26 protein-coding genes are annotated in these 21,814 nt (G+C 40.9%); 9 read left to right on the plus strand and 17 right to left on the minus strand.

Going from position 1 to position 21,814, the window contains the following annotated elements:
* Nucleotides 1-280 precede the first annotated feature (280 nt).
* Nucleotides 281-538 carry an EexN family lipoprotein gene (locus FTU92_RS09450; RefSeq protein ID WP_004971457.1) on the plus strand — a complete coding sequence of 86 codons (258 nt, stop codon included), beginning with the start codon at nucleotides 281-283 and terminating at the stop codon, nucleotides 536-538.
* A gap of 95 nt (nucleotides 539-633) precedes the next feature.
* On the opposite strand, the gene tsaD is transcribed toward FTU92_RS09450, so the two are convergent.
* Nucleotides 634-1,650 (minus strand): tRNA (adenosine(37)-N6)-threonylcarbamoyltransferase complex transferase subunit TsaD, encoded by a 1,017-nt coding sequence (tsaD, locus tag FTU92_RS09455; RefSeq protein WP_004971458.1) that lies wholly within the window; start codon nucleotides 1,648-1,650, stop codon nucleotides 634-636.
* 146 nt (nucleotides 1,651-1,796) lie between these two features.
* Here tsaD and rpsU point away from each other — a divergent pair, with 146 nt between their 5' ends.
* Together rpsU and FTU92_RS09465 are read left to right on the plus strand one after the other, a co-directional pair.
* Nucleotides 1,797-2,012 carry a 30S ribosomal protein S21 gene (rpsU, locus tag FTU92_RS09460; RefSeq protein WP_001136722.1) on the plus strand — a complete coding sequence of 72 codons (216 nt, stop codon included), beginning with the start codon at nucleotides 1,797-1,799 and terminating at the stop codon, nucleotides 2,010-2,012.
* A 31-nt stretch (nucleotides 2,013-2,043) separates the two neighbouring features.
* Nucleotides 2,044-2,490, plus strand: a complete 447-nt coding sequence (locus FTU92_RS09465; RefSeq protein WP_179995367.1) for a GatB/YqeY domain-containing protein — start codon at nucleotides 2,044-2,046, stop codon at nucleotides 2,488-2,490.
* Nucleotides 2,491-2,643: 153 nt separating this feature from the next.
* Here FTU92_RS09465 and FTU92_RS09470 read toward each other — a convergent pair whose 3' ends face one another.
* The 14 genes from FTU92_RS09470 to FTU92_RS09535 form a co-directional block, all read right to left on the minus strand.
* Nucleotides 2,644-3,006 carry a hypothetical protein gene (locus FTU92_RS09470; RefSeq protein WP_004971462.1) on the minus strand — a complete coding sequence of 121 codons (363 nt, stop codon included), beginning with the start codon at nucleotides 3,004-3,006 and terminating at the stop codon, nucleotides 2,644-2,646.
* 60 nt (nucleotides 3,007-3,066) lie between these two features.
* Nucleotides 3,067-3,441 (minus strand): GFA family protein, encoded by a 375-nt coding sequence (locus FTU92_RS09475; protein WP_096902524.1) that lies wholly within the window; start codon nucleotides 3,439-3,441, stop codon nucleotides 3,067-3,069.
* Between the two features lie 48 nt (nucleotides 3,442-3,489).
* Nucleotides 3,490-4,926 (minus strand): M48 family metalloprotease, encoded by a 1,437-nt coding sequence (locus FTU92_RS09480; RefSeq protein ID WP_178318511.1) that lies wholly within the window; start codon nucleotides 4,924-4,926, stop codon nucleotides 3,490-3,492.
* Between the two features lie 105 nt (nucleotides 4,927-5,031).
* Nucleotides 5,032-6,006, minus strand: coding sequence for a D-glycerate dehydrogenase (locus FTU92_RS09485; RefSeq protein ID WP_104851813.1), 975 nt, complete (start codon nucleotides 6,004-6,006; stop codon nucleotides 5,032-5,034).
* 63 nt (nucleotides 6,007-6,069) lie between these two features.
* A complete protein-coding gene (locus FTU92_RS09490; RefSeq protein ID WP_004971470.1) occupies nucleotides 6,070-6,720 on the minus strand; it encodes a hypothetical protein in 651 nt (216 codons plus the stop codon).
* A 170-nt stretch (nucleotides 6,721-6,890) separates the two neighbouring features.
* A complete protein-coding gene (locus tag FTU92_RS09495) occupies nucleotides 6,891-8,780 on the minus strand; it encodes a M48 family metalloprotease (RefSeq protein WP_096902540.1) in 1,890 nt (629 codons plus the stop codon).
* A gap of 96 nt (nucleotides 8,781-8,876) precedes the next feature.
* On the minus strand, nucleotides 8,877-10,415 hold the full coding sequence (gene purF, locus FTU92_RS09500; RefSeq protein WP_179988425.1) for an amidophosphoribosyltransferase: 1,539 nt from the start codon (nucleotides 10,413-10,415) through the stop codon (nucleotides 8,877-8,879).
* Nucleotides 10,416-10,440: 25 nt separating this feature from the next.
* Nucleotides 10,441-11,022 (minus strand): CvpA family protein, encoded by a 582-nt coding sequence (locus FTU92_RS09505; RefSeq protein WP_004971476.1) that lies wholly within the window; start codon nucleotides 11,020-11,022, stop codon nucleotides 10,441-10,443.
* 3 nt (nucleotides 11,023-11,025) lie between these two features.
* Nucleotides 11,026-12,027, minus strand: a complete 1,002-nt coding sequence (locus FTU92_RS09510) for a quinone-dependent dihydroorotate dehydrogenase (protein WP_179989335.1) — start codon at nucleotides 12,025-12,027, stop codon at nucleotides 11,026-11,028.
* 111 nt (nucleotides 12,028-12,138) lie between these two features.
* The gene (gspM, locus tag FTU92_RS09515; protein ID WP_179988424.1) at nucleotides 12,139-12,618 is read right to left on the minus strand and encodes a type II secretion system protein GspM; all 480 of its coding nucleotides are present in this window, start codon (nucleotides 12,616-12,618) and stop codon (nucleotides 12,139-12,141) included.
* Nucleotides 12,618-13,757: a type II secretion system protein GspL gene (gspL, locus tag FTU92_RS09520; RefSeq protein WP_180096150.1), complete on the minus strand. Its 1,140-nt coding sequence runs from the start codon at nucleotides 13,755-13,757 to the stop codon at nucleotides 12,618-12,620. The genes gspM and gspL overlap by 1 nt, the downstream gene beginning before the upstream one ends.
* Nucleotides 13,758-13,803: 46 nt before the next feature.
* Nucleotides 13,804-14,259, minus strand: coding sequence for a histidine phosphatase family protein (locus FTU92_RS09525; protein ID WP_004971483.1), 456 nt, complete (start codon nucleotides 14,257-14,259; stop codon nucleotides 13,804-13,806).
* A 155-nt stretch (nucleotides 14,260-14,414) separates the two neighbouring features.
* Nucleotides 14,415-15,488 carry an NAD(P)H-dependent glycerol-3-phosphate dehydrogenase gene (locus FTU92_RS09530; RefSeq protein ID WP_004971486.1) on the minus strand — a complete coding sequence of 358 codons (1,074 nt, stop codon included), beginning with the start codon at nucleotides 15,486-15,488 and terminating at the stop codon, nucleotides 14,415-14,417.
* Between the two features lie 26 nt (nucleotides 15,489-15,514).
* On the minus strand, nucleotides 15,515-16,090 hold the full coding sequence (locus FTU92_RS09535; RefSeq protein WP_131261340.1) for a nitroreductase: 576 nt from the start codon (nucleotides 16,088-16,090) through the stop codon (nucleotides 15,515-15,517).
* Between the two features lie 380 nt (nucleotides 16,091-16,470).
* On the opposite strand from FTU92_RS09535, the gene FTU92_RS09540 reads away from it, so the two are divergent.
* Nucleotides 16,471-16,848 (plus strand): hypothetical protein, encoded by a 378-nt coding sequence (locus FTU92_RS09540; protein WP_004971490.1) that lies wholly within the window; start codon nucleotides 16,471-16,473, stop codon nucleotides 16,846-16,848.
* 109 nt (nucleotides 16,849-16,957) lie between these two features.
* Here FTU92_RS09540 and rhlB read toward each other — a convergent pair whose 3' ends face one another.
* The gene (gene rhlB / locus FTU92_RS09545) at nucleotides 16,958-18,109 is read right to left on the minus strand and encodes an ATP-dependent RNA helicase RhlB (protein WP_004971493.1); all 1,152 of its coding nucleotides are present in this window, start codon (nucleotides 18,107-18,109) and stop codon (nucleotides 16,958-16,960) included.
* 110 nt (nucleotides 18,110-18,219) lie between these two features.
* Entirely contained in the window at nucleotides 18,220-18,432 is a 213-nt protein-coding gene (locus FTU92_RS09550; protein WP_004648643.1) for a cold-shock protein, read from the minus strand.
* A gap of 477 nt (nucleotides 18,433-18,909) precedes the next feature.
* Between FTU92_RS09550 and FTU92_RS09555 the strand changes: the two genes are divergently transcribed.
* From FTU92_RS09555 to FTU92_RS09575, 5 genes are all read left to right on the plus strand, one after another.
* On the plus strand, nucleotides 18,910-19,167 hold the full coding sequence (locus tag FTU92_RS09555) for a sulfurtransferase TusA family protein (protein WP_004971495.1): 258 nt from the start codon (nucleotides 18,910-18,912) through the stop codon (nucleotides 19,165-19,167).
* A 162-nt stretch (nucleotides 19,168-19,329) separates the two neighbouring features.
* Nucleotides 19,330-20,199, plus strand: a complete 870-nt coding sequence (rpoH, locus tag FTU92_RS09560; protein WP_004971496.1) for an RNA polymerase sigma factor RpoH — start codon at nucleotides 19,330-19,332, stop codon at nucleotides 20,197-20,199.
* A 171-nt stretch (nucleotides 20,200-20,370) separates the two neighbouring features.
* Nucleotides 20,371-20,736, plus strand: a complete 366-nt coding sequence (locus FTU92_RS09565) for a DUF423 domain-containing protein (protein ID WP_179988422.1) — start codon at nucleotides 20,371-20,373, stop codon at nucleotides 20,734-20,736.
* A gap of 42 nt (nucleotides 20,737-20,778) precedes the next feature.
* A complete protein-coding gene (thiS, locus tag FTU92_RS09570; protein ID WP_104851805.1) occupies nucleotides 20,779-20,976 on the plus strand; it encodes a sulfur carrier protein ThiS in 198 nt (65 codons plus the stop codon).
* A 13-nt stretch (nucleotides 20,977-20,989) separates the two neighbouring features.
* Nucleotides 20,990-21,772: a thiazole synthase gene (locus tag FTU92_RS09575; RefSeq protein WP_004971502.1), complete on the plus strand. Its 783-nt coding sequence runs from the start codon at nucleotides 20,990-20,992 to the stop codon at nucleotides 21,770-21,772.
* Nucleotides 21,773-21,814: the final 42 nt, after the last annotated feature.

The raw sequence follows: 21,814 nt of genomic DNA on the forward strand, positions 1-21,814 counted from the left end.
AGGATTCACAGATTTAAATACTGCTGTCAGCTACTTTATGGATTTCTATAAATTGTAGGATGAGTGCACAAAAAAAATAAAGCAGTTCTATTTGAAACCAATACGTGAAATAAAGTTTGGGATAGAATATGACTATAAAACTTCAAAAAAATTAAAAATATTTATATTGCAATTATTTAATTTTACTTAATAAGATCAACTTTAGTCCATTGTATTATTTTATGAACCCATTATTCGCTTAAGATGCAATCTCTTTAAAACAAACAACGGTTAAAAAATAATGTTTAAATTTAAAAATTTGTTAATTACAGTAAGTTTAATTACAACGCTTACAGCATGTACACAAGTGAAAACGCAAGAGTATTATGCCGAGAACTTAGATGAAGCTAAAAAAGTTTTGCAGAAGTGCGAAGAAATGGCCAATCAAGGTAAATCACTAGAAGGTAAAAAATTAGAAAACTGTACAAATGCAGGGAATGCTGTGATGCAAGGCATGATGAAAGATCTTACCAAAGGTTTAATGGACGCAGTTCGCTAAGTCTTAAGTATTCGTTTCTAATATTAATGTAAAAATTTAGCATATAAAGTCAGAGGCAGATTATTGCCTCTGATTGATTTTATGCTACGAACAACTTAACCCGCAGTTGGATTGGTAAGCTCCGTCATCGGCCAACGTGGTGTAGTCGTAACCGATAAACCATCTTGCTGCCCTGCTTTTAAACGCTGATAGCCCGCAAAAGCAATCATTGCACCATTGTCGGTGCACAATGCAGGTTCTGCATAATAAACCGTTGCACGAATTTTAGCTAAATCTGCTTCTAAACGCTCACGTAACCGAGTATTTGCACTCACCCCACCCGCGATCACCAAGCGTTTTAAACCTGTTTGTTTTAAAGCTTTTACCGATTTTTTCACCAAAGTATCAACAATCGCTTCTTGGAAACTTGCCGCAATATCGGCATCACGGTTTTCATCACCTAACTTTTTCATTTGTACTGAAACCGCAGTTTTTAAACCGCTAAATGAAAATTCTAAGCCTTGGTGCAACATTGGACGTGGAAATTCAAAAGCTTTGGCATCGCCTTGTTCAGCTAGTTTGGCGATATTTGGCCCACCCGGATACGGTAAACCCATCATTTTGGCAACTTTGTCAAAAGCCTCGCCTGCAGCATCATCAATCGACTCGCCTAACAATTCATATTGGCCAATGCCATAAGCTGCCATGAGCTGTGTATGCCCACCCGAAACCAATAAAGCGACAAACGGAAATTCTGGCGGTGTCGCAGACAATAATGGTGCAAGCATGTGCCCTTCCATGTGATGCACCCCAATTGCAGGTTTATTTAAGGCAAAAGCTAAAGTTCGTCCAAATAATGCGCCTGTCATGAGTGCGCCCATTAGCCCCGGCCCACGGGTATAAGCCACTGCATCAATTTCAGATTTTTTGACTTGGCTCTGCTCAAGCAATTGATTGATTAAAGGAATAAGTTTGCGCACATGGTCACGTGAAGCCAGTTCGGGTACCACACCACCATACTCTGCATGCAATTTAATTTGGCTATACAGTACTTGCCCGCGCAAACCTAACTCGCTGTCATACAGTGCAAGTCCTGTTTCATCACAAGATGTTTCTAAGCCTAAAACGATCATTAAATTGCCTATAACCTGTATCAATTCTATTGCGAAACCTATTATAGACTTGTGATATGAGATGTAAATGAGTAAAATACTGACCTTCACTTGTGATCGTGGGCAATTTCGCCCAGATCTTATCCATAACTTAATGAGGATTCTTCATGCCACAAGTTAAATTGAAAGAAGGCGAACCAGTAGACGTAGCTATCCGTCGTTTCAAACGTTCTTGCGAAAAAGCAGGTGTTTTAGCTGACGTACGTAAGCGTGAATTCTACGAAAAACCAACTCAAGAACGTAAGCGCAAAAAAGCTGCTGCTGTTAAACGCTACCAAAAGAAATTGGCGCGTGAATCAGTACGTACTACTCGCCTTTACTAATTAATTTGTGATTGCCTGTCTGGATTAAATGATGACGACTTTAAAAAACCAAATTACTGACGTTTTGAAAGCGACAATGCGCGCCAAAGAAATGGATAAGTTAACGGTAATTCGTAGTCTACAGGCGGCAATTAAGCAAATCGAAGTCGATGAGCGCAAAGAGCTTGACGAGGCTCAGGTTCTTGCGGTCATTGAAAAGCAAATTAAACAACGTAAAGAATCGGTTAAAGCCTTTGAAGGCGCTGGCCGAGAAGATTTAGCTAGTAAGGAACAAGCCGAAATTGAGGTGTTATCTCAGTTTCTACCAGAAGCTATGACTGAGGAAGAACTTGATTCCATGATTGCGCAAACCATTGAAGCGCAACAAGCTACTAGCATGAAAGATATGGGTAAGGTGATGAACTCTCTGCGTCCGCTCATAGCCGGGCGCGCCGATCCTGCTCAAGTATCTGCCAAAATTAAAGCCAAATTAAGCTAATTAGCTCACCCCAAATTTGTGCTTCTCCGAACACTGATTTAAATGTCAGATTAAGCCCGCTTTAATCTTTCTATCTAATGCTATTAAGTAAAATGCTAAACCTAGGATGAGATAGATTATCTATTCACCCTTAGACACTTCTGCTTTAACTTTTTACTTTAAATCGCAGTTCACTTGATATTTTTTCAGTAATTGCATTTCTTTAGATGTGCTGACCTGCTGAATCACGTCCTGTTTATTAATATTCTGATAACGACGATCCAAATAGGCACGGTTTTCATCTGCTGCCTGATATAAACGATCAACATAACGACTAACAATGCCGCAAAACTGCTGCTGTTGCTGCGGATTAAAACCCTGCTGTTGTGGGTTTAAGCCTCGTAAAAACTGTCGGGTATCTTGTTTATATTGCGCATTAATTTCTTCAACAGCCAACACATACTGCTCTGCACTCGCAGCATAGACATTTTGCAAGGTCATCCCCAAAGTAAGGCATAAATAAATATATTTTTTCATTTTCAAGTCAGGGTCGTTTCAACTCAAGTTCTATTTTAGCATTGTATATTCGGTGAATAACTATTCACACGACTCAATTGCCAAAAAGTTGGGTTTGTATTGCGCAAATGCTTGCTCACATGGTTCGGGAACTTTGCCTTGAGTCACTGTCCCTAAGCGTAAGCGAATAATATCGGGTAAATCTAGCCGATAAGAATAAATCGGGCTGCCACACTCCTGACAAAATACCCGTGCTTTATTGGGACTATGAAAATATTCTTTTAGATATTTTAAGCCACGCACCACTTCAAAATGTTCGCGTGCCACTGGACTATTCCATCCCATAATACCGCCTTGCGCACGACGGCAATGCTGGCAAAAACATAATATTGTTTTTTCAATTTCGGCATGGTAACGGTAATACACCGCACCACATAAACATTGTCCCTCAATCATTCTTAAACTCCCTTTCTTTATTGTTATGCCACCGTATGTACGCCCGACTTATATTTTTAACTGTCGTTCTCTTTGCATTTCAGTCACACGGTTTTTTATATTTGCCGACATCGCCTGATTGTCTTTGGCTAAACGCTGCGCGTGCAGTAATGATTTAATTGCCTCTTCTTCCCAACCTGACCAATACTGTACTTCTGCACGATACCGTAACACATTTACCGTGCGTAATGCAGAGCTTCGGTCTACATTTGCCGCTTGCTGCATTAAATTCCATGCCGATAAATCACGTGGATTTTTTTGCAAGAAATCCTTCAAAATACTTTCTGCTTGCGTAGTTTGATTTTGACGAATCAAAACCTCGGCCCATTTATAATTCAGCGCACGATTTTCAGGCATAATTCGCGCAGGTGAACCAATTGTTTTGAGCGCTAAATCAATTTTATTTTGCCCTAAATAAATGTCAGTTTGAATAAGTGTCAATAAATTATGTAAACGATTGTGACTTTTGGCCTGATCTATACTTTGTTGCGCCAAAACAAAATCGCCTTGCTGGCTATAAAAATAAGCCAAAGCCAAATTCGCCGCAAAATGGTTACGGGTTGCAAATGCTTTAAGCTGCTGTTCTGTCGCCTGCTGCGAAACCACCAAACTATATAACTTTAAAATCTCAAAGTCTTCATCACGCAGCGAGGTTGGCACTGGTGGCAATTGATTGGCACGTAAACGCGCCTCACTCATCCGCTCTGTGGTTAAGGGATGGGTAAACCAAAAGTCAGGTAAGAAGCTCACTCGACTCGTAGTACGGTGCATCACCTCAAAAAAATCTGCCATACTTTGTGGATTGTAGCCCGCGCTATACATATATTGCATGCCAATGCGGTCTGCTTCACGCTCCTGATTACGGCTATAAGTCAATTGCTGATCCATTAAAGCGGCTTGAGAACCCATCATCACCGCTGCGCCTGCATCACCATCGGCTTGTGAGGCAACCAATGCCCCAACCACAACCCCAGCGAGTGCCAACAAACCCTGTCCTTTAAATGCCTCTTGAGAGCGACTGTAATGACGTTGCGACACATGCGCAATTTCATGCGCCATCACGCCCGCAACTTCATCCATATTACGGGCAGAATTAATAAGACCTGTGTTTAACGCAAATAAACCACCCGGCACAGCAAAAGCATTAATTTGTGGATCATTGATAATGAGTAGCCCAATGGGTTGCCCCAATTGAGTTTGGCTGAGTAGATGCGAAAACGTATTGATTAATTGATCTTCCAGCCACGGGTTTTGCGTGACAGGCATTTTACGCTGCACTTCCCGATAGACTTTTTCACCAATACTGCGTTCTTTTTGCTGATCAATTAATCCCACACCACTGCCTATTTCAGGCACATTAAATTGTGGTGTGGTGGTTAGATTGGCACTTTGGGTTGTCGCAATACTGGCAAAACTCAAACCGCAGATCAGTAATAGATGTTTCAATGGATGATCTCAAATACATATTTTGCATAATGATTCACTATAACATTGAAAAATGAACGCATTTGCAATGATGTGTTATCAATTTTTACCAAATCATCTTTAACTTTAAGACGTATAACAAGCAGGATTAACAACATATTGCGGGCGACGTCCTTCCAGCGCATCAACTAAATTTTTATAGGCTAAGTTTGCCATTTGTCGACGAGTTGCTGCAGTTGCTGAACCAATGTGCGGCAAAGTCACGACATTATCTAACTCAAATAATGGTGATTCTTGCAGTGGTTCTTTGTCATAGACATCCAAAGCTGCGGCAAAAATTTTGCCTGCTTGTAAGGTCTGAATAAGTGCCTGCTCATCAATGACCGAACCACGCGAAATATTGACCAAAATTGCATGAGACGGCATTAAATCAAGTTCACGCTGACCAATTAAGGCTTTAGAGTCTGCATTTAAATCGACTGCCAGTACCACAAAATCAGACTGTTGCAGCAATTCATCCAGACTTAAATATTCTGCATTAAATGCCTTCGCCACTTCCATTTTTTCACGACGATTGTGGTACACCACATTCATATTAAAACCATGAAATGCACGCCGTGCGATAGCCGCACCAATATGCCCCAAACCTACAATACCAATGGTTTTACCATAAATATCCTGTCCAAACTGTGCTGCACCCACGGTACGTTTCCATTGCCCTTGTTTAGTCCACCGATCTAAATATGGCACTTGTCGTGCTGCACTCATCAATAAAGTAAAGGCTAAATCTGCTGTGGTTTCAGTCAAGACATGCGGTGTATGGCAAAGACTAATCTTTTGTTGGGTTAAATAATCTACATCATAGTTGTCGTAACCGACACTTACACTCGAAATCACTTTGAGTTTAGTCGCAGTATGCAAGTTGCTTTGATTAAGCAAGCGCCCTGCACCAATCATGCCATCCGCATCTTGCACATGCTCAAGCAACTGTTGATTCACGTCACCCAACTTCGGGCTGACCTGCACCACCTGATAATCTTGCTCTAGCTTACTTAAAATTTCTGCATCAATTTGACTAAACACTACCACTTTTTTACGCATGATTATCCCTGTTTCGTGTCTACAATTGCTTGTATATGTAGAGTTTTAAATATCTGAATTGACTTAGGCTTTAGGCTGTAACGATGTGATTTGTATCGCATCCCACAGACTTTTTTTCAACAGCGGTTGATCTAACATCTCTTGCAAGCTGGCTAAATGCAAACATTGTTCAGATTTAAAATGTGGTAATTGACCTAAAATCAGCATGTTTTTATCTGTGCTCAAGACATCAACAAAACCTTGCACATAATTTTCTACCCCGATGCCGTCTTGTAATACTTCTAAAGCAAAAGGCCATTGCAATACGTGATATTCGGCCTGTAGCGCATGTTGAATATTACGCCACAATTGTTGCTGTTCCTGACTCAAGGTAGTGCTTTCTACCAAAATGACACAATGTGGCAACTGCAAAGCTTCAATACTAAATGCTTCAATTTGCAGCATGACACGCGCTTCAGGAACAACTTCTGGCGCGGCCGCTTCAACTGTCGTATGTTGCGGAGATGGTTCTTGCTTAGGCTTTTCGTGAATAATCGGCTGTTGTTGTTTTAATTGTTGAGGTACTGCAGCAGGAACAATAATTTCGCTGTGTATTTCAGGTGCAGCTTGGTCGCGCCAAACCGATGATTGTGGCAAAGTTTGAGACACAGCCATTCTGGAAACCCAAATATCGATTCCCAAACTGGCTAAAATGTCACGCTGATGCCCCATCATGTTTATCATCACCCATCTAATTTTTCGCTGCACGTATTTATCACAGAACAACATGCAAGATAGCACCTATTCTACCTAGAAAGGCTGCACAATGCTGTGCTTTCTTTCACCCAATCTGACCTATTCGTATTTTTTCAAAATCTGCTTTAAACACACCTAGTCAATCAGTGTCACACAATCATCAAACTGTTTTGTTTTTGCATTTGCTCGACGATTTCTTCGGTTTTAAAACCTAAACGCCAATAGAGCAACTCCAAAACATCCAATTCATCTTGGGTGATAATACGGTCATTCCACAAACAAATTTCAGCAATGCCTAACACCATCAGTCGATCACGCAGCAGCAAACCTGCCATATCATTTAAAATTTCTGATAAATCAATCGGTTCATCTGAAATTTCTTCATAATCAATCAATTCATCTGCAGTTAAAACACGTTCTAAAATACGTTCACGTACATCTAACTGATTAACACTATTAATTTGCTGCACATGCAATAAAGCATCGATTAAACGTACAATTTGCGGTTTAACTTCGTGTAACGCTGCAGGTGTATGTAAAGGCAGCAAGTTCAATTCAAACTTAATACGTTCAAGCAGCAAGGCATCCAACAAACCAATCTCGCCATCTTCCTGAATGATTTTTGCCAATTTGGTTAGAAACTGCCGTGCGATACTCAGCGGCATACCACCAATATTTTTACACGCTTCATGGAAAATCGAGATATGTACTCGCCCATCCAAATGTAATAAAGCATCTACAATTGCACGACTCACTTCTGCTTCAGCAGGAATAAATTCACGATATTGGCGAATCATCAAAATAGCGACAATCACCTCACGCGAACCCGTTGCCGTTTGTAAGGCACGCTGAATTAGCTCTGGACGCGGCATGTTATTGCGAATTTCAGGCTTGAGTGGCTTAATTGCATCATTAATTGCAAAGCTAATCGGCGACAAGCGCAGCAAAGGCAAAGGTTGCGGCGAGCTCCACGGCGCATAATATTCAGCATTCATTTCTTCTAACGAGCGAAATAGGCTAAACAAAGGCTGATTGCGTAAACGCTTCAAATTTTCGAGTTGTAAGTCTTGCACCAAGGTTGGATCAAGCTCAAAAATACGGGCTTCAATACTTGGATGAATATTCATCCAGCTTTGCGGACTGAGCGAGTTAGCAAAGCACATGTGGGAAATCGATTCTGAATATTCACTATGAATTTGCGATCCCGCATGATGCACATAAATCCGCAGCAAAGTTTGAATATTGGCATTGTTTCGAATCAGGCGTTTGGTTTTTAAATCATTTTTAAAGGTACGTCCGCTTAGACTAATATATTTAATTAAGCGGGTAATCAACACTCCTAAACTGCCAAACAACCAAATACCACCACCTACAGCCACAAAAAAAGTCGCTAACTTATGTGGCGGCGCATCACGATGTTGTCCAAAACCAAGTTTGGCGATGCTACTGCCCCACTTACTAAACGTGGTTAGACTACTGTAGAGGATTTTAAGTTTAGTATTATCAATGGTTTCACCACTTAAAATATGGTTAAACTCATGGCTGAGCAATCCATAAAGCTCTTGCTCATCCAAGTTTTGCAAAGCGCCCCAAGTCAAAATAATCACAATGTCTTTATGACTAAAGCCTGCAGTTAAGGCATTCACCCCAATTTCATCGGGCAATACATACACGGTAGGTGCTGGAATTTGAAAGGTATCTGCCAATTGTTCGGTCAGTTTGAGCGCTGTACTTTCTTCTGGGGTACTTTCAAACTGGGTTAAACGACGCGCACCCAATTGTTTTGCCAAAGAATGACCGCCTGAGCGAAAAACGTAAAATTCCAAAATAACGGATACAGTCATAATCAACACCAAGACCGTAATCCAGTATGGACTTAGACTGTGCCAATAGATGGATTGGCTTGAATCGACATAATAGACCAACAGACCCAAAACTGTGTTTAAGATAAACAGGGTCAAAGCGACTGCAACCAAACATAAAATTGCAGACCAAATCATATTTTTGTTTTTAATCAAGTAACTACTCACAGACCTCAATGTAAACATCCTGAATTACATTGTATTTGAGCCACCATCATAAATGAAAAAAGCGGGAATTTCCCGCTTTTCTCACTGAGCTGATCAGAAAAAGAATTAACTCTCTTTTACACCAGTTAAGTCTACTGACGCAGCATCAATATTGACATCAATATAACCATCTTTGCCTTTTTTAGCCAAGTCGTTGCGCTTTTGCTCAAGATCATTCAGATAAGCTTCGTCAATTCCGCCAGCTACATACACACCATCAAATACTGAACAATCAAATTCAGTTAAATGTGGCACTTTATGGGTACGAACCGCTTGTTTTAAGTCTTCTAAATCTTGGAAAATTAAACGGTCTGCACCAATAATTTCACGAATTTCTTCAACATTACGGTTAGACGCAATTAATTCATCTTTGGCTGGCATATCAATACCATACACGTTTGGATATTTCACCATTGGCGCTGCAGAAGCAAAGAATACTTTTTTCGCACCTGCATCACGCGCCATTTGGATAATTTCGTTACAGGTCGTACCACGGACAATCGAGTCATCCACCAACAGTACATTTTTGCCTTTAAACTCAAGCTCTACAGGGTTGAGTTTTTGGCGTACTGATTTTTTACGCAATTGCTGACCCGGCATAATAAAGGTACGTCCGATATAACGGTTTTTCATAAAACCTTCACGGAATTTGACCCCTAAAGTATTTGCCAATTCTAAAGCTGAAGTACGTGATGTATCTGGAATTGGAATAACGACATCAATATCGTGCTGCTCGCCCCACTCTTGAGTAATTTTATGCGCCAGTTTCTCGCCCATTTTCAAACGCGCTTTGTACACTGAAATACCATCAATGGTCGCATCTGGACGAGCAAAATATACATACTCAAAAATACATGGGCGATATTCAGGTTTAGTTGCACATTGCTGAGTAAATAACTCACCCGCATCATTAATAAAAATCGCTTCACCCGGTGCAATATCACGCTCAACTTTAAAGCCAAGTGCAGTAATTGCCACAGATTCTGATGCAATAATATATTCCATGCCCTGTTCAGTTTCACGCGAACCATAAATCAATGGACGAATACCATTTGGGTCACGAAAACCAACCAAGCCTTGACCTGTAATCATTGCGACAACGCCATAAGCACCCTTGCAACGCTCATGCACACGGCTGATCACATGAAAAATATCTTCAGGCGTTGGATTTAATTTGCCACGTTTTTGCAACTCATGTGCAAATACGTTCAATAACACTTCCGAGTCAGAATCGGTGTTCATGTGACGTAAATCTGTTTTAAACAGATCTTCGTGAATTTCTTCGGCATTGGTCAAATTACCATTGTGTGCCAAAGTAATCCCGTACGGCGAGTTCACATAAAATGGCTGCGCTTCGGCACTGCTAGATGAACCTGCAGTTGGATAACGCACGTGCCCAATACCATAATTACCTTGCAACGCACGCATGTGACGCGTATGGAATACATCACGCACCATACCGTTATCTTTACGCAAGAACAAACGTCCATTGTGGCAAGTTACGATCCCAGCTGCATCCTGTCCACGATGTTGTAACATCGTTAATGCATCAAACAACATTTGGTTAACAGGTGATTTACCAGCTATACCAACAACTCCACACATAGCAACCTCGCAGACCAGCTAGGGATTAATAAAAAGGATTATTCGTTGAGCCATCTGCGCCAGAGCGGTTTTCTTTTGCGTCAGATGCGATGTCGGAAGATGGCGCGGCATCTTTCGACTTGATGTGCTGTAAAGCCTCATTGGCAGCGTCTTTGGACAGTTCTGTTGCCCACGGTGCATACGGCAATAAAGTTTGCACAAATTTAGACTGTTTCCAATAAGGCGAGCTTTCGACCCAAGGACCAATGCCTTGAATGGTAATAAGAACAATGAGTAAGCCTTTCAAGGTACCAAATGCACCGCCTGCCAAACGATTTAATGGGCCAAGTTTCAAGCTCTTTAAAACACCATTTAAAACAGCGGTTACAATCCAGGTCAGTACCACAATCACCAAGACAATAAATGCAAAGGCTGCAATTTTTTGTACCACAGGATCGCTACTGAGTGCTGTCATCGAAGGTGCTAGGACAACTGCATATTTTGCCGCAACAATTAGGGCAAAAATCCATCCTACCAAGTTCGCAAAGGCTTTAATAAATCCTTGTCGCAAACCGTTCAACCCTCCAATAAGCAAGAGAATCAGAATAACGATATCAATGGTATTCATAAGTTATAAGGCGTTCACACAATCTTGAACCAGCTCAGGACCTGCATAGATTAAACCACTATACACCTGAACCAAGCTTGCACCTGCATTTTTTTTGGCAACCGCTTGTTCGCCCGATAAAATGCCACCTACACCAATTAAAGGAATTTCACCTTTCAGTGCTGCTGAAAATGCTGCCAAACATGCAGTACTTTTTTCAAACACAGGCGCACCCGATAAACCACCTGCTTCATCGCCATGCGGCAAGTTTTCTACACCTTCGCGCGACAAAGTGGTATTGGTCACAATCAGACCATCAATTTTGAATTGCAATAATTGTTTGGCAATAAACTGAATATCTTCAGGGTCTAGATCTGGAGCAACTTTTAATACCAACGGCACATAATGTTGATGTTCTTCGGCTAACTCCAACTGACGCTGTTTGAGGGTTTGCAATAACTCAGTCAGCGCATCACCACTTTGCAAACTACGCAAGTTTTTGGTATTCGGTGATGAAATGTTTACGGTGATATAAGAGGCATAGTTATAGACTTTTTCTAAACAAATCAGATAATCATCTACTGCATTTTCAACTGGCGTATCGGCATTTTTACCAATATTAATCCCCAAAATGCCTTTAAATTTTGCCGCTTTGACGTTTTCAATCAGCTGATCGACCCCATCATTATTAAAACCCATACGGTTAATAATGGCTTTGGCCTGCGGAATGCGGAATAAACGTGGATGCGGATTGCCCACTTGAGGACGTGGCGTAATGGTACCAATTTCAATAAACCCAAAGCCTAAACCAGCCAAGGCATCAATATACGCACCATTTTTGTCTAGACCTGCTGCCAAACCTACTGGATTAGGGAATTCAATTCCCATACACGTCACAGGTTTCGCTACAGTCTTTTGACGCATCAAGCCCATTTTATGGCTCGATTTCAATAGTGATAGTGTCAGCTCATGTGCACGCTCTGGTGCTAAAGAAAATAACAACGGGCGGGCTAGAGAATACAACATATCTGCAAAAGTCTACTGCTTTCTAAGTCGCCATATTATAGGCTTAGCCCAGTCAAAACGCTATGCTTGACATGGGTTTATTTTCCGAGTTTCGGACTTTATTTTTAACCTTTACTGGACTGTCGCTGTTAATTTAATCTGCCCTGCTTCAGAAATTAATTCCATTTTTTCAATACTTAAACCCATTTGCGCTAATTGGGTTAAAAAATTTGCCAACACGGCATAATTGACATGACTCGCTACAAGTTGCATCTTGTCACCACTTTGCTGCGAAGCAACCGATAAGCCTTGTTGCTGAGCCACACGCTGAATTTTATCGGCTGCACTGAGTTGAGCATCATTAGCTGGTTTCATTGTGACTGCATGACTTTGCATCACCACCACCAAATCTTTAAGATCATTCACCCGTTTTTGCTGTTTTTCGGCTGCGGCATGCATATACCACAATGCAGAACCCACCGCAGCAACGATCACAAAGATTGTGGTAAACACCACCAAAACACGCTCACGTGTATTTAAACGATCTAAATAATCTTGCACCAGTTCAATACGTTGATCGAACCAAGTCGACATTTTTTCCATGGCTTTCATTATTGTATTTTCACCAATCCTACTGCACCTGACGCGCTCGGCTGAATATTACCCAGCTCGACCTTAAAACCCTGCTGATTCAATTGCTGAGTGAGCGCTTGCAAGGTCGCTGCCGAATTAGCATTCAATTCCATGTTCAACATATTGGCATCAAAACTCACACGATTAGCCACAATTTGATTTTGCATCAACACAGGGCCAACACGACTGAGCAATTGCAGCGCTTGAGTATCTGCATTTTTACTCATGCGTACCTGACTTTCAAACTGGCTTTGAATATTTTGCTCGGTAATACGGCTGTTTGCGCCAAACCAATATTGATATTGTTCTATGGCTTGAACCGCTGTTTGATCTGCTACTTTTTTAAGCTTGCTCCAGCGCAGTGCATCATAGCTAAATTGCACAATTAAAATCCCGAGCAACACTGCTGCACAGGCTTTCCAATAACCTGAAATACCCGTATCTTGCTTGGCTTTTGGCAGCATGTTGAATGGATGCTGTTTGGCTTTCGCCAATGCAGGTACTACATAATGAAAGCTTTCTAACTGCTCTTGTGTTGCAAATGCTTCAATACTTTGTATTTGCTCTGCACTAAAGTTGGTGATTTTATAGTTTCGTTCTGCAGTTTGATAATCTAGATAAAGCGCCAGATCATCAACTGAATAACCTAAAAATTCACTTTCACGTACCAACAAGCATCCGCAAATATTTCCAATCACCGTTTGCCCTACATCAGGTTGCGGCAAGATTAAAAAGTCAGGTAACAATGCACTGATTTTAACTGGCAACAAACTTAATACATGCAAATAGGTTTCAATACTATGCTTAGCAACTCCCAACACGGTTATTTGCTCAGGTGGCTGAAAATGATGAGCCACCTGCATCGCATCAATTGGCAATACGGTATATTCTTCTAATAAATACTTCACACCATCGGTACCCAATTGTTTATATTGGGCTTTAGGTAAAGTTTGTTGCATAATTTGCACATCACGGCTTGGGAAAAACACCACAGCATCTTTTCCTTGAAAAGATTGCAATGCCTGAATCAAGGCATCAAGATTATCTGCCTGTGTCCAGTGTTCCCCATTTGACCATTGCCAAACCCCATTGGCTTCTGGCATCCATAAATACAGCATTATTATCGTTCTACCGTTGAATTGTATTTAACTTTATACATTTATTTTATGCGTTTGGAATAAAACTTTTGATTTGGGTTGAAAGTCCCGCAGCAATTACTGCCTGCTCATAAATACGTGCTTCTGCCAAATGATAGGGATGGAAAGATTCTGAAGTCAAAATTTCTGCCATGTGTGCCACCACATTCATGTGACACACCACCGCAATTGACTCATACGGCAATTGTGACAACCATTCCACCGCAACTTTTGCATCATCTTCAGGTTTAATGGTATTGCAGACCACCACAGGCACATCTTTAAAATATTGCTGCAAATGTGCCAAGGTTTCTTGTGCACGCAATAAAGGACTAACCACAAACACATCGGGCTGAATGATATTTTTTAAATAGTCTGCCGTTTCTTGTGCTTGTATATGACCACGCTCAGTCAAAGGACGCTGATGATCATTGCCCATAATCGCAGGAGCGGCTTCACCATGACGAACAAGAGTCAGTTGCATAGAATTTCCTTATAGGATGATACACATTAAGTTGTGTCAATTTAACTCAAATTATGCGCTCAGTATAACCTGAGAATATGACAATTCAGTTCACCAAACTGTCATATTCCATGCAAGTTTTTACCTACTGTGGCGCTGTTTTTATGGATGTAAAACTAAACTTGATGATGCGGCAAGACAAATTCCACATCACTACGATGTCCATTCTTCATTAAAGACAGCGCAATGTTCATGGGTGGCGCACCTTCAAAAATCACTTCATAAAGCGCACAAGTAATTGGCATATACACATCTAATTCATTCGAGCGCGCACGCACTTGTACAATGGTATTAATCCCTTCGGCTGTTTGCCCCAATTCTTCTGTGGCTTGTTCCAAAGTTTTACCTTTACCCAGTGCATAACCCACTTGATAGTTACGACTCAATGGACTGCTACATGTTGCAAACAAGTCACCGACACCAGACAACCCTAAGAAGGTCAATGGATTTGCACCAAGCTTAACCGCAAAACGACTCATTTCTGCCAATGCACGGGTTAAAATCATACTCTTGGTATTTTCACCCACGTTATAAGCGGCTGCCATGCCCATCGCCACAGCATAAATATTTTTCAGCGCACCGCCTAATTCCACACCATTCACATCATCGCTGGCAAAAACACGGAATAACGCACTGTGTAAAGCTTGCTGCACCGCATAACGCACCAATTCAGAATGACTGGCAATAACCGTACCTGCAGGCTGCCCCGCCACAATTTCTTTGGCAAGGTTCGGGCCAGACAATACACCATACGGCACTTCTGGCAATTCTTCACGGATAATATCGCTCATAAAACTAAAGGTTTTGGCTTCAATACCCTTGGTTAAAGACACCACTGCTTGCGCACTAATAAAAGGTTTAATTTGACGCAACACATCACGGAAAGAATGACTTGGAATAGCCACTAAAATAATGTCACGGTCACGAACTGCAGTTTCCAAATCTGAAACGGCTCTTAAACCCTGCTCCAACTGAAAATCTGGCAAATAACGTCGATTAATATGCGTTTCATTAATTTCTTTGGCAGTTGCTTCATCACGAATCCAAATCATCGTGTCGCAGCCATTACGCACTGCTGTATTGGCCATTGCTGTACCAAAACTGCCACCACCTAGCACTGTAATGCGTAACGCAGTTTTTCGATCTATTGCAACAGGTTCAACCAAATCGGCAAAATTTAACTCTGACATTATTGTTATATCCTAAAAATAAAGACTTATGCGTTCCAATAACGAACATAAGCTTGCGTATTCAACTCAGCGCGTGCAGGAATGGCTTTAGCCGCTGTTCCCACATAAATAATGCCTGAAATTAAATCATCTGCATTTAAGTTTAAAGCTTGTTTCAGCAAGTTCGACTCAACGACTGCCCCACTACGCCACATACTGGCAAAGCCCTGCGCCTGCAAAGACAGTAAAAAGTTCTGTACCGCAGCGCCTGTACTTAAAGTCTGCTCAAAACGTGGCACTTTTGGATGATCCTGAAATTGCGTTAACGCCAACACTAAAAGTGGCGCACGAAATGGATGCTGTTTCACTCGCTCCAACTGAACCGCATCGGTTTCGCCCATGTCTGCCAAGGCTTGAGAAAGTAACTCACCAAATGCTGCACGTTGCTCGGCAGTAATCACCACAAAGCGCGTAGGTTTTAAACGATGATGATCTGGCGCGGTTAAAGCTGCCTGAAAAGCCATTTCTAGCTGCTCAGTATTTGGTGCAGGTTCAACTAACTGCCCCGTAGACTGACGTTGATGAATATTTTGATGAACGATTTCTACCGCTGTATCCGTCATTGACTTATATAACTATTTCAAAAAGCTCGGTTAAGATTAGCATAAACTCAAAAAATTGCGCTATTTCCGTATGCTTATTTGCAAGATTCTGATTAGGGTCTATATGTCTGCACTTTTAAGATGAACCTGCTCAGCACATCTAAACAATGATGCTTTGACGCATTCATCTATAGTTTAAGAGCATGAAAATACATTATGGATTGGGTTTGATGTGTATAAATGAATGACGAATTATCAACACAGCCTATACAGTGTCTACATCTAAAACCATCCAAATTATGTTCAACTAGATCAAATTGTTATTTTCAATCTCTACACATTTGAATTGAAATATCATCAACAAACAATACGCGCTACAGCGTTTTAGCCCCGAGGTAGATATGAAAAAAATAGTCGCCTTTTCTAGCCTTGCCGTTTTTGCACTTTTAACCGCATGTGCCACCACGCCAAATAATTCTCTTGCCATTCAAAAAGAAAACAACCTATATGAAGTCACAGGTTTAGGTAAAAGTAATATTATTGCCAAAAATAATGCAATTACAGCTGCCAATAAAACCTGTGGTACTCGTGCCGCTCCAGTCTTGGTTGATGAAAAAACATCTTATAACGGCGCACTCAAAGGTGTAGTCGATGAGCAAACGGGACAAATGATTCAGGCGGCAGCAACTGTTTTAGGTACAATTGCGGGACGTAATACTGATATTGCCCGTGATGATGATTATCAAACTGTGCTGACCTTTAGATGTCAGGCAAAGTAAATTATTACAGCACGACATAAGAAGCAAATACAAAAAAGTCGCTCCACTGAGAGCGACTTTTAAACTAAGAACAGCAGGATTTAAACTAAAAAATAGCTTAAATGAGTAATTAGCAATAACCATCTAAACGTGTTAATGGCAATTTTTGACCAATGGCTTTTTCAATTTCTGGTAAATAGAACGCATCATCTTCCGACAAGAAGCTAATACTCACACCACGTGTACCTGCACGACCTGTACGACCAATACGGTGGACATAATCATCTGACTGTTCAGGCAAAGTGAAATTCACCACATGCGAAACACCATCGACATGAATACCACGCCCTGCAACGTCTGTTGCAATCATGATGTTATGTTTGCCATTTTTAAACTGATCCAGCATTTTTAAGCGTTTGTCTTGGGCAATTTCACCTGACAACATCACCACTTTATAGCCATCACGCTTTAAATGATCATAAAGCTTACGCACCTGATCACGCCGATTGGCAAAAATCATGACTTTTTCAATCGGCTCATCACGTAAAATTTCTTCAAGCAATTTGTATTTATCGGTTTTGGCAACCATATATACCCGTTGCTCAACATCGGCATTGGTTTTCTTTTCAGGTTCAATTTCGACTGTAACAGGTTCAAATAACCACTGTTGAGCCAAGTTCAACACATCATAACTAAAAGTTGCCGAGAACATTAACGTCTGACGCTGTTCCTTACGCGGTGAATAACGCACAATACGTTTTACCGATGGAATAAAGCCCATATCCAGCAAGCGGTCTGCTTCATCAATCACTAAAAACTCAATCTGATCTAGCCAAACTTCTTTTTGTTCTACAAAATCAATCAAGCGCCCTGGTGTCGCAACAATAATATCGACAAAGTTTTTATTGAGTTGTGACTTTTGCTTATCAAAATCTACACCACCCAACAAAGTCACCACATTTAAGTCGGTAAATTTGGTTAAGTCTTTTGCATCACTTTCGATTTGCAAAGCCAATTCACGCGTAGGCGCTAAAACCAATGCACGTGGTTCACCACGATAACGCTGTCCTTGAATTGGGTTATTCAATAAATCGTTGATCACACTAATTAAAAAGGCAGCAGTTTTTCCTGTACCTGTTTGCGCACGACCAATGGCATCATGTCCAGCCAAAGTAAATTTTAAAACCTTTTGCTGAATTGGCGTCATTTCCTTGAAACCCAAAGCATCAATAGCCTGTTTCAATTGCGGATGTAAATTTAAGGTTTCAAAACCAGATGACATAAATATGTGCTCGAACTTATACAGACAAAAAACTGACCTATTATAAACAGAAATACAAATAAAAAACGCCCCAATCAGGATTGGAGCGTTTTTTTAGAATAATCGAGTGATTAGTCTAATGGCTGTACTTCTTCAGCTTGGAAGCCTTTTTGGCCTTTTACTACGCTGAATTCAACACGTTGGCCGTCACGAAGTGAACGGTGGCCGTCACCTTGGATCGCACGGAAGTGAACGAATACATCGTCGCCGCCATTGCGTTGGATAAAGCCAAAGCCTTTAGTGTCGTTGAACCATTTAACTACGCCTTGTTCACGAGCTGTCATAAGTTAATCCTCATTGATTAAAAAGAAGGACCACCCGGTGTTGCAAACAGCAGAGCAAACAAAGTTTAAAAATATTTTTATTTCTAAGCTTGTAATCATTCTGTATAACTATTAACAAAATCCCGGTTACATCCATTTGTAATAGGGCGACAAACAACGATTGTCTATCTAAAATCCTAAATACGCATCGAGCTTAACACGGGTTTATGACAATTAATAGATTTTTTTTGATTTATCTTGTTCAGTTTGAAACGATTTGAACAAATGGAAAATTTTTATTTCTGTTAAGTGACTTAGCACAATTTTGATCTATAAATTTTATTGCAAATATCTCACAAAATAAGCCAATTCTCTTGCCCTTATGCGCAGTAAGCCGCGCAATGAATAGCCCCGATGCTTCAGATGAAATTTATTTGGGATTTGTGAACGAATTTGCTAATATGATCATTCTGTTTTTTAAGGCGAAATTTTACTTCAATGCTGTGTGATGCTGAACAACCTATCATAGTGATTGATGCTATGGGACAACCTTGTCCTATGCCTTTATTGATGCTGAAACGTGCCCTTAAACATTCAGATTCTGCACGGTTTTTATTGAAGTCATCTGATCCGCACAGCCAGCAAGATGTGGCGCGTTATTGTCAGTTACATCAATACGGCTGTGAAGCAAGCCAGATTTCGGCAACAGAGTTTCATTATGTGATTGATGTTGCCAAGCCAAAATCATCGCAATAAGTGCATCTATTTGATTGTTCATTTGTTTTAATGACTTAATATTCGCCGCTTATTGCTATAAAGATTTACATATCTACACCAATTTTACTTATTTAAGTAGAATATTGGCATTAAGATAAAGACATCGGTTATTTTACCTACCCAATCCTATAAGGAGATCTCATGAGTGACAGCAGCAATCAGTTGATGCCCCTGTCATTATCTGCACCAGGGGTAAACCTCGGGGCTTATATTAGTACTGTTAACCAAATTCCTATTTTAACGGCTGAACAAGAAAAAGAGTTAGCCGAGCGTTATTATTACGATCAAGATTTAGACGCGGCCAAAATGTTGGTCATGTCGCATTTACGTTTTGTGGTGCATATTGCACGAAGTTATGCGGGCTATGGTTTACCGCAGGGCGATTTAATTCAGGAAGGCAACTTGGGCTTAATGAAAGCCGTGAAACGCTTTGACCCGAATATGGGCGTGCGTTTGGTGTCATTTGCCGTGCATTGGATTAAAGCTGAAATTCACGAATATGTTATTCGTAACTGGCGTATTGTTAAAATTGCCACCACCAAAGCACAGCGTAAATTGTTCTTTAATTTGCGTAGTCTCAAAAAATCTAGCAAAAAACTGACGCTTGAAGAAGCACAATCTATTGCCAATGACTTAAATGTAACTGCAGAACAAGTCTTGGAAATGGAAGGTCGTTTAACCGCTTATGACGCAGCTTTTGAAGCACAGGGCGATGATGACGATGAAGGTTCAACTTATGTTGCACCTGCATTGTATTTGGAAGATAACCGTTACGACCCTGCACGTTTGGTCGAAAACGAAGACTACGAAGAACAAAGCACTTCTGCCCTACATGAAGCCATGGAGCAGTTGGATGATCGTTCACGTAACATTTTGCAGCGTCGCTGGTTAGATGATGATAAATCGACCCTGCATGAATTGGCAGCAGAATATAATGTTTCAGCAGAACGTATTCGTCAGCTCGAAAAAAATGCCATGGAAAAAATTAAAGTGGCAATGTCATCAAACTAAACTGACACTCTCAAGATGAATACAAACACATCGAAAAATAAAATTGGGCAAACTGCCCTTTTTTATTGTCTTGGATTTGTACAACCCACATACGGGCAGGCAATTCTCAGATTTTCCCAAGCTTAAAAATGTGCTAAGGTTAAGCGCAAAATTAAATAGGTCAATTTGCGTATGTGGATTGCAATTTCTGCCTTGAATTTAGCGGTTGCGGTATTACTTGGTGCATTTGGTGCACATGGTTTAAAAGCCCGTGCAACTGAGGTTCAATTGGGTTGGTGGCAAACTGCAACAGATTATTTTTTCTATCATGCTCTTGGACTTTTGGCATTAGGCATCTTAGCTAAAGTGATTCCACAACTTCCCATTAAAGCCAGTTTTATTCTAATCCAACTGGGTATTTTATTTTTCTGCGGTTCACTTTATATCATGGCATTGGACATTGTACGCGGCTTGGGCATGATTACCCCAATTGGTGGTGTGCTCATGATTGCGGGCTGGCTGACCTTAGCATGGCAAGCCATGAAATATGCTAAATAAAGCTCAATTGTATTTTGTAATTTTGAAGATGGATTCACGGTCATGCAAATTTATCTGAATGGCGAAACACAACAGACCTCTCACACGACCCTGTTACAACTGATTCAGGCATTAGATTTAGAAGGCAAACGTTTTGCTGTGGAGCAAAACGAAAAAATTATTGCCAAAAGTAAACTTGCCGAAACCCCTATTTGCGATCAAGACCGCATTGAAATTATTCATGCCGTTGGTGGCGGCTAAACTCGGAGCACCCATGCAAGATACCTTTAAAATTGGTTCACGTACCTTTAATTCACGTTTATTGGTGGGTACGGGCAAATATAAAGATTTAACCGAAACAGATTTGGCGATTCAAGCCAGTGGCGCAGAAATTGTCACGGTTGCCATTCGTCGTGTAAACATTGGGCAACATCCAGATCAGCCAAACTTACTTTCCGTAATTCCACCAGAAAAATACACCATTTTGCCAAATACAGCAGGATGTTTTGATGCCAACAGTGCCGTGCGCACCTGCATGCTGGCGCGTGAATTGCTAGATGGTCACAACCTTGTCAAACTGGAAGTTTTGGGCGATGAAAAAACCCTTTACCCAAATATCACCGAAACTTTAAAAGCTGCACGCACGCTAATTGACGATGGTTTTGAGATCATGGTCTACACTTCCGATGACCCGATTGTGGCGCAAGAATTGGAAAGTATGGGCTGCGTGGCAATTATGCCATTAGGTAGTTTAATTGGTTCAGGCTTAGGTATTCTTAACCCGCATACCATTTCGATTATTAAAGAAAATGCCAAAGTACCTGTATTGGTAGATGCAGGTGTGGGTACTGCCAGTGATGCTGCGATTGCAATGGAATTAGGTTGCGATGGTGTGCTGATGAATACTGCAATTGCAGCAGCACAAAACCCAGTGCTAATGGCATCTGCGATGCGTAAAGCAGTAGAAGCAGGACGTGAAGCTTATTTGGCAGGACGTATGCCACGTAAGCGTATGGCGAATGCCAGCTCACCTGAAACGGGTTATTTCTTTAAATAATCATTAGGGTCTTTTCCAAGTCCGACAACTCAAATAAAAAGA

The organism is Acinetobacter sp. YH12205, assembly GCF_013418125.1.
Lineage (GTDB): Bacteria > Pseudomonadota > Gammaproteobacteria > Pseudomonadales > Moraxellaceae > Acinetobacter > Acinetobacter towneri.

Coding starts and splice junctions, on each gene's coding strand:
- thiS (WP_104851805.1), top strand. CDS start 20,779: ATGCAAATTTATCTGAATGGCGAAACACAACAGACCTCTCACACGACC.
- rhlB (WP_004971493.1), bottom strand. CDS start 18,109: ATGTCATCTGGTTTTGAAACCTTAAATTTACATCCGCAATTGAAACAG.
- FTU92_RS09535 (WP_131261340.1), bottom strand. CDS start 16,090: ATGACGGATACAGCGGTAGAAATCGTTCATCAAAATATTCATCAACGT.
- FTU92_RS09490 (WP_004971470.1), bottom strand. CDS start 6,720: ATGATGGGGCATCAGCGTGACATTTTAGCCAGTTTGGGAATCGATATT.
- FTU92_RS09530 (WP_004971486.1), bottom strand. CDS start 15,488: ATGTCAGAGTTAAATTTTGCCGATTTGGTTGAACCTGTTGCAATAGAT.
- purF (WP_179988425.1), bottom strand. CDS start 10,415: ATGTGTGGAGTTGTTGGTATAGCTGGTAAATCACCTGTTAACCAAATG.
- FTU92_RS09565 (WP_179988422.1), top strand. CDS start 20,371: ATGTGGATTGCAATTTCTGCCTTGAATTTAGCGGTTGCGGTATTACTT.
- rpoH (WP_004971496.1), top strand. CDS start 19,330: ATGAGTGACAGCAGCAATCAGTTGATGCCCCTGTCATTATCTGCACCA.
- tsaD (WP_004971458.1), bottom strand. CDS start 1,650: ATGATCGTTTTAGGCTTAGAAACATCTTGTGATGAAACAGGACTTGCA.
- FTU92_RS09540 (WP_004971490.1), top strand. CDS start 16,471: ATGAAAAAAATAGTCGCCTTTTCTAGCCTTGCCGTTTTTGCACTTTTA.
- FTU92_RS09470 (WP_004971462.1), bottom strand. CDS start 3,006: ATGAAAAAATATATTTATTTATGCCTTACTTTGGGGATGACCTTGCAA.
- rpsU (WP_001136722.1), top strand. CDS start 1,797: ATGCCACAAGTTAAATTGAAAGAAGGCGAACCAGTAGACGTAGCTATC.
- gspM (WP_179988424.1), bottom strand. CDS start 12,618: ATGAAAGCCATGGAAAAAATGTCGACTTGGTTCGATCAACGTATTGAA.
- FTU92_RS09555 (WP_004971495.1), top strand. CDS start 18,910: ATGCTGTGTGATGCTGAACAACCTATCATAGTGATTGATGCTATGGGA.
- FTU92_RS09525 (WP_004971483.1), bottom strand. CDS start 14,259: ATGCAACTGACTCTTGTTCGTCATGGTGAAGCCGCTCCTGCGATTATG.
- FTU92_RS09450 (WP_004971457.1), top strand. CDS start 281: ATGTTTAAATTTAAAAATTTGTTAATTACAGTAAGTTTAATTACAACG.
- FTU92_RS09550 (WP_004648643.1), bottom strand. CDS start 18,432: ATGACAGCTCGTGAACAAGGCGTAGTTAAATGGTTCAACGACACTAAA.
- FTU92_RS09475 (WP_096902524.1), bottom strand. CDS start 3,441: ATGATTGAGGGACAATGTTTATGTGGTGCGGTGTATTACCGTTACCAT.
- FTU92_RS09485 (WP_104851813.1), bottom strand. CDS start 6,006: ATGCGTAAAAAAGTGGTAGTGTTTAGTCAAATTGATGCAGAAATTTTA.
- FTU92_RS09465 (WP_179995367.1), top strand. CDS start 2,044: ATGACGACTTTAAAAAACCAAATTACTGACGTTTTGAAAGCGACAATG.
- gspL (WP_180096150.1), bottom strand. CDS start 13,757: ATGCTGTATTTATGGATGCCAGAAGCCAATGGGGTTTGGCAATGGTCA.
- FTU92_RS09505 (WP_004971476.1), bottom strand. CDS start 11,022: ATGAATACCATTGATATCGTTATTCTGATTCTCTTGCTTATTGGAGGG.
- FTU92_RS09575 (WP_004971502.1), top strand. CDS start 20,990: ATGCAAGATACCTTTAAAATTGGTTCACGTACCTTTAATTCACGTTTA.
- FTU92_RS09510 (WP_179989335.1), bottom strand. CDS start 12,027: ATGTTGTATTCTCTAGCCCGCCCGTTGTTATTTTCTTTAGCACCAGAG.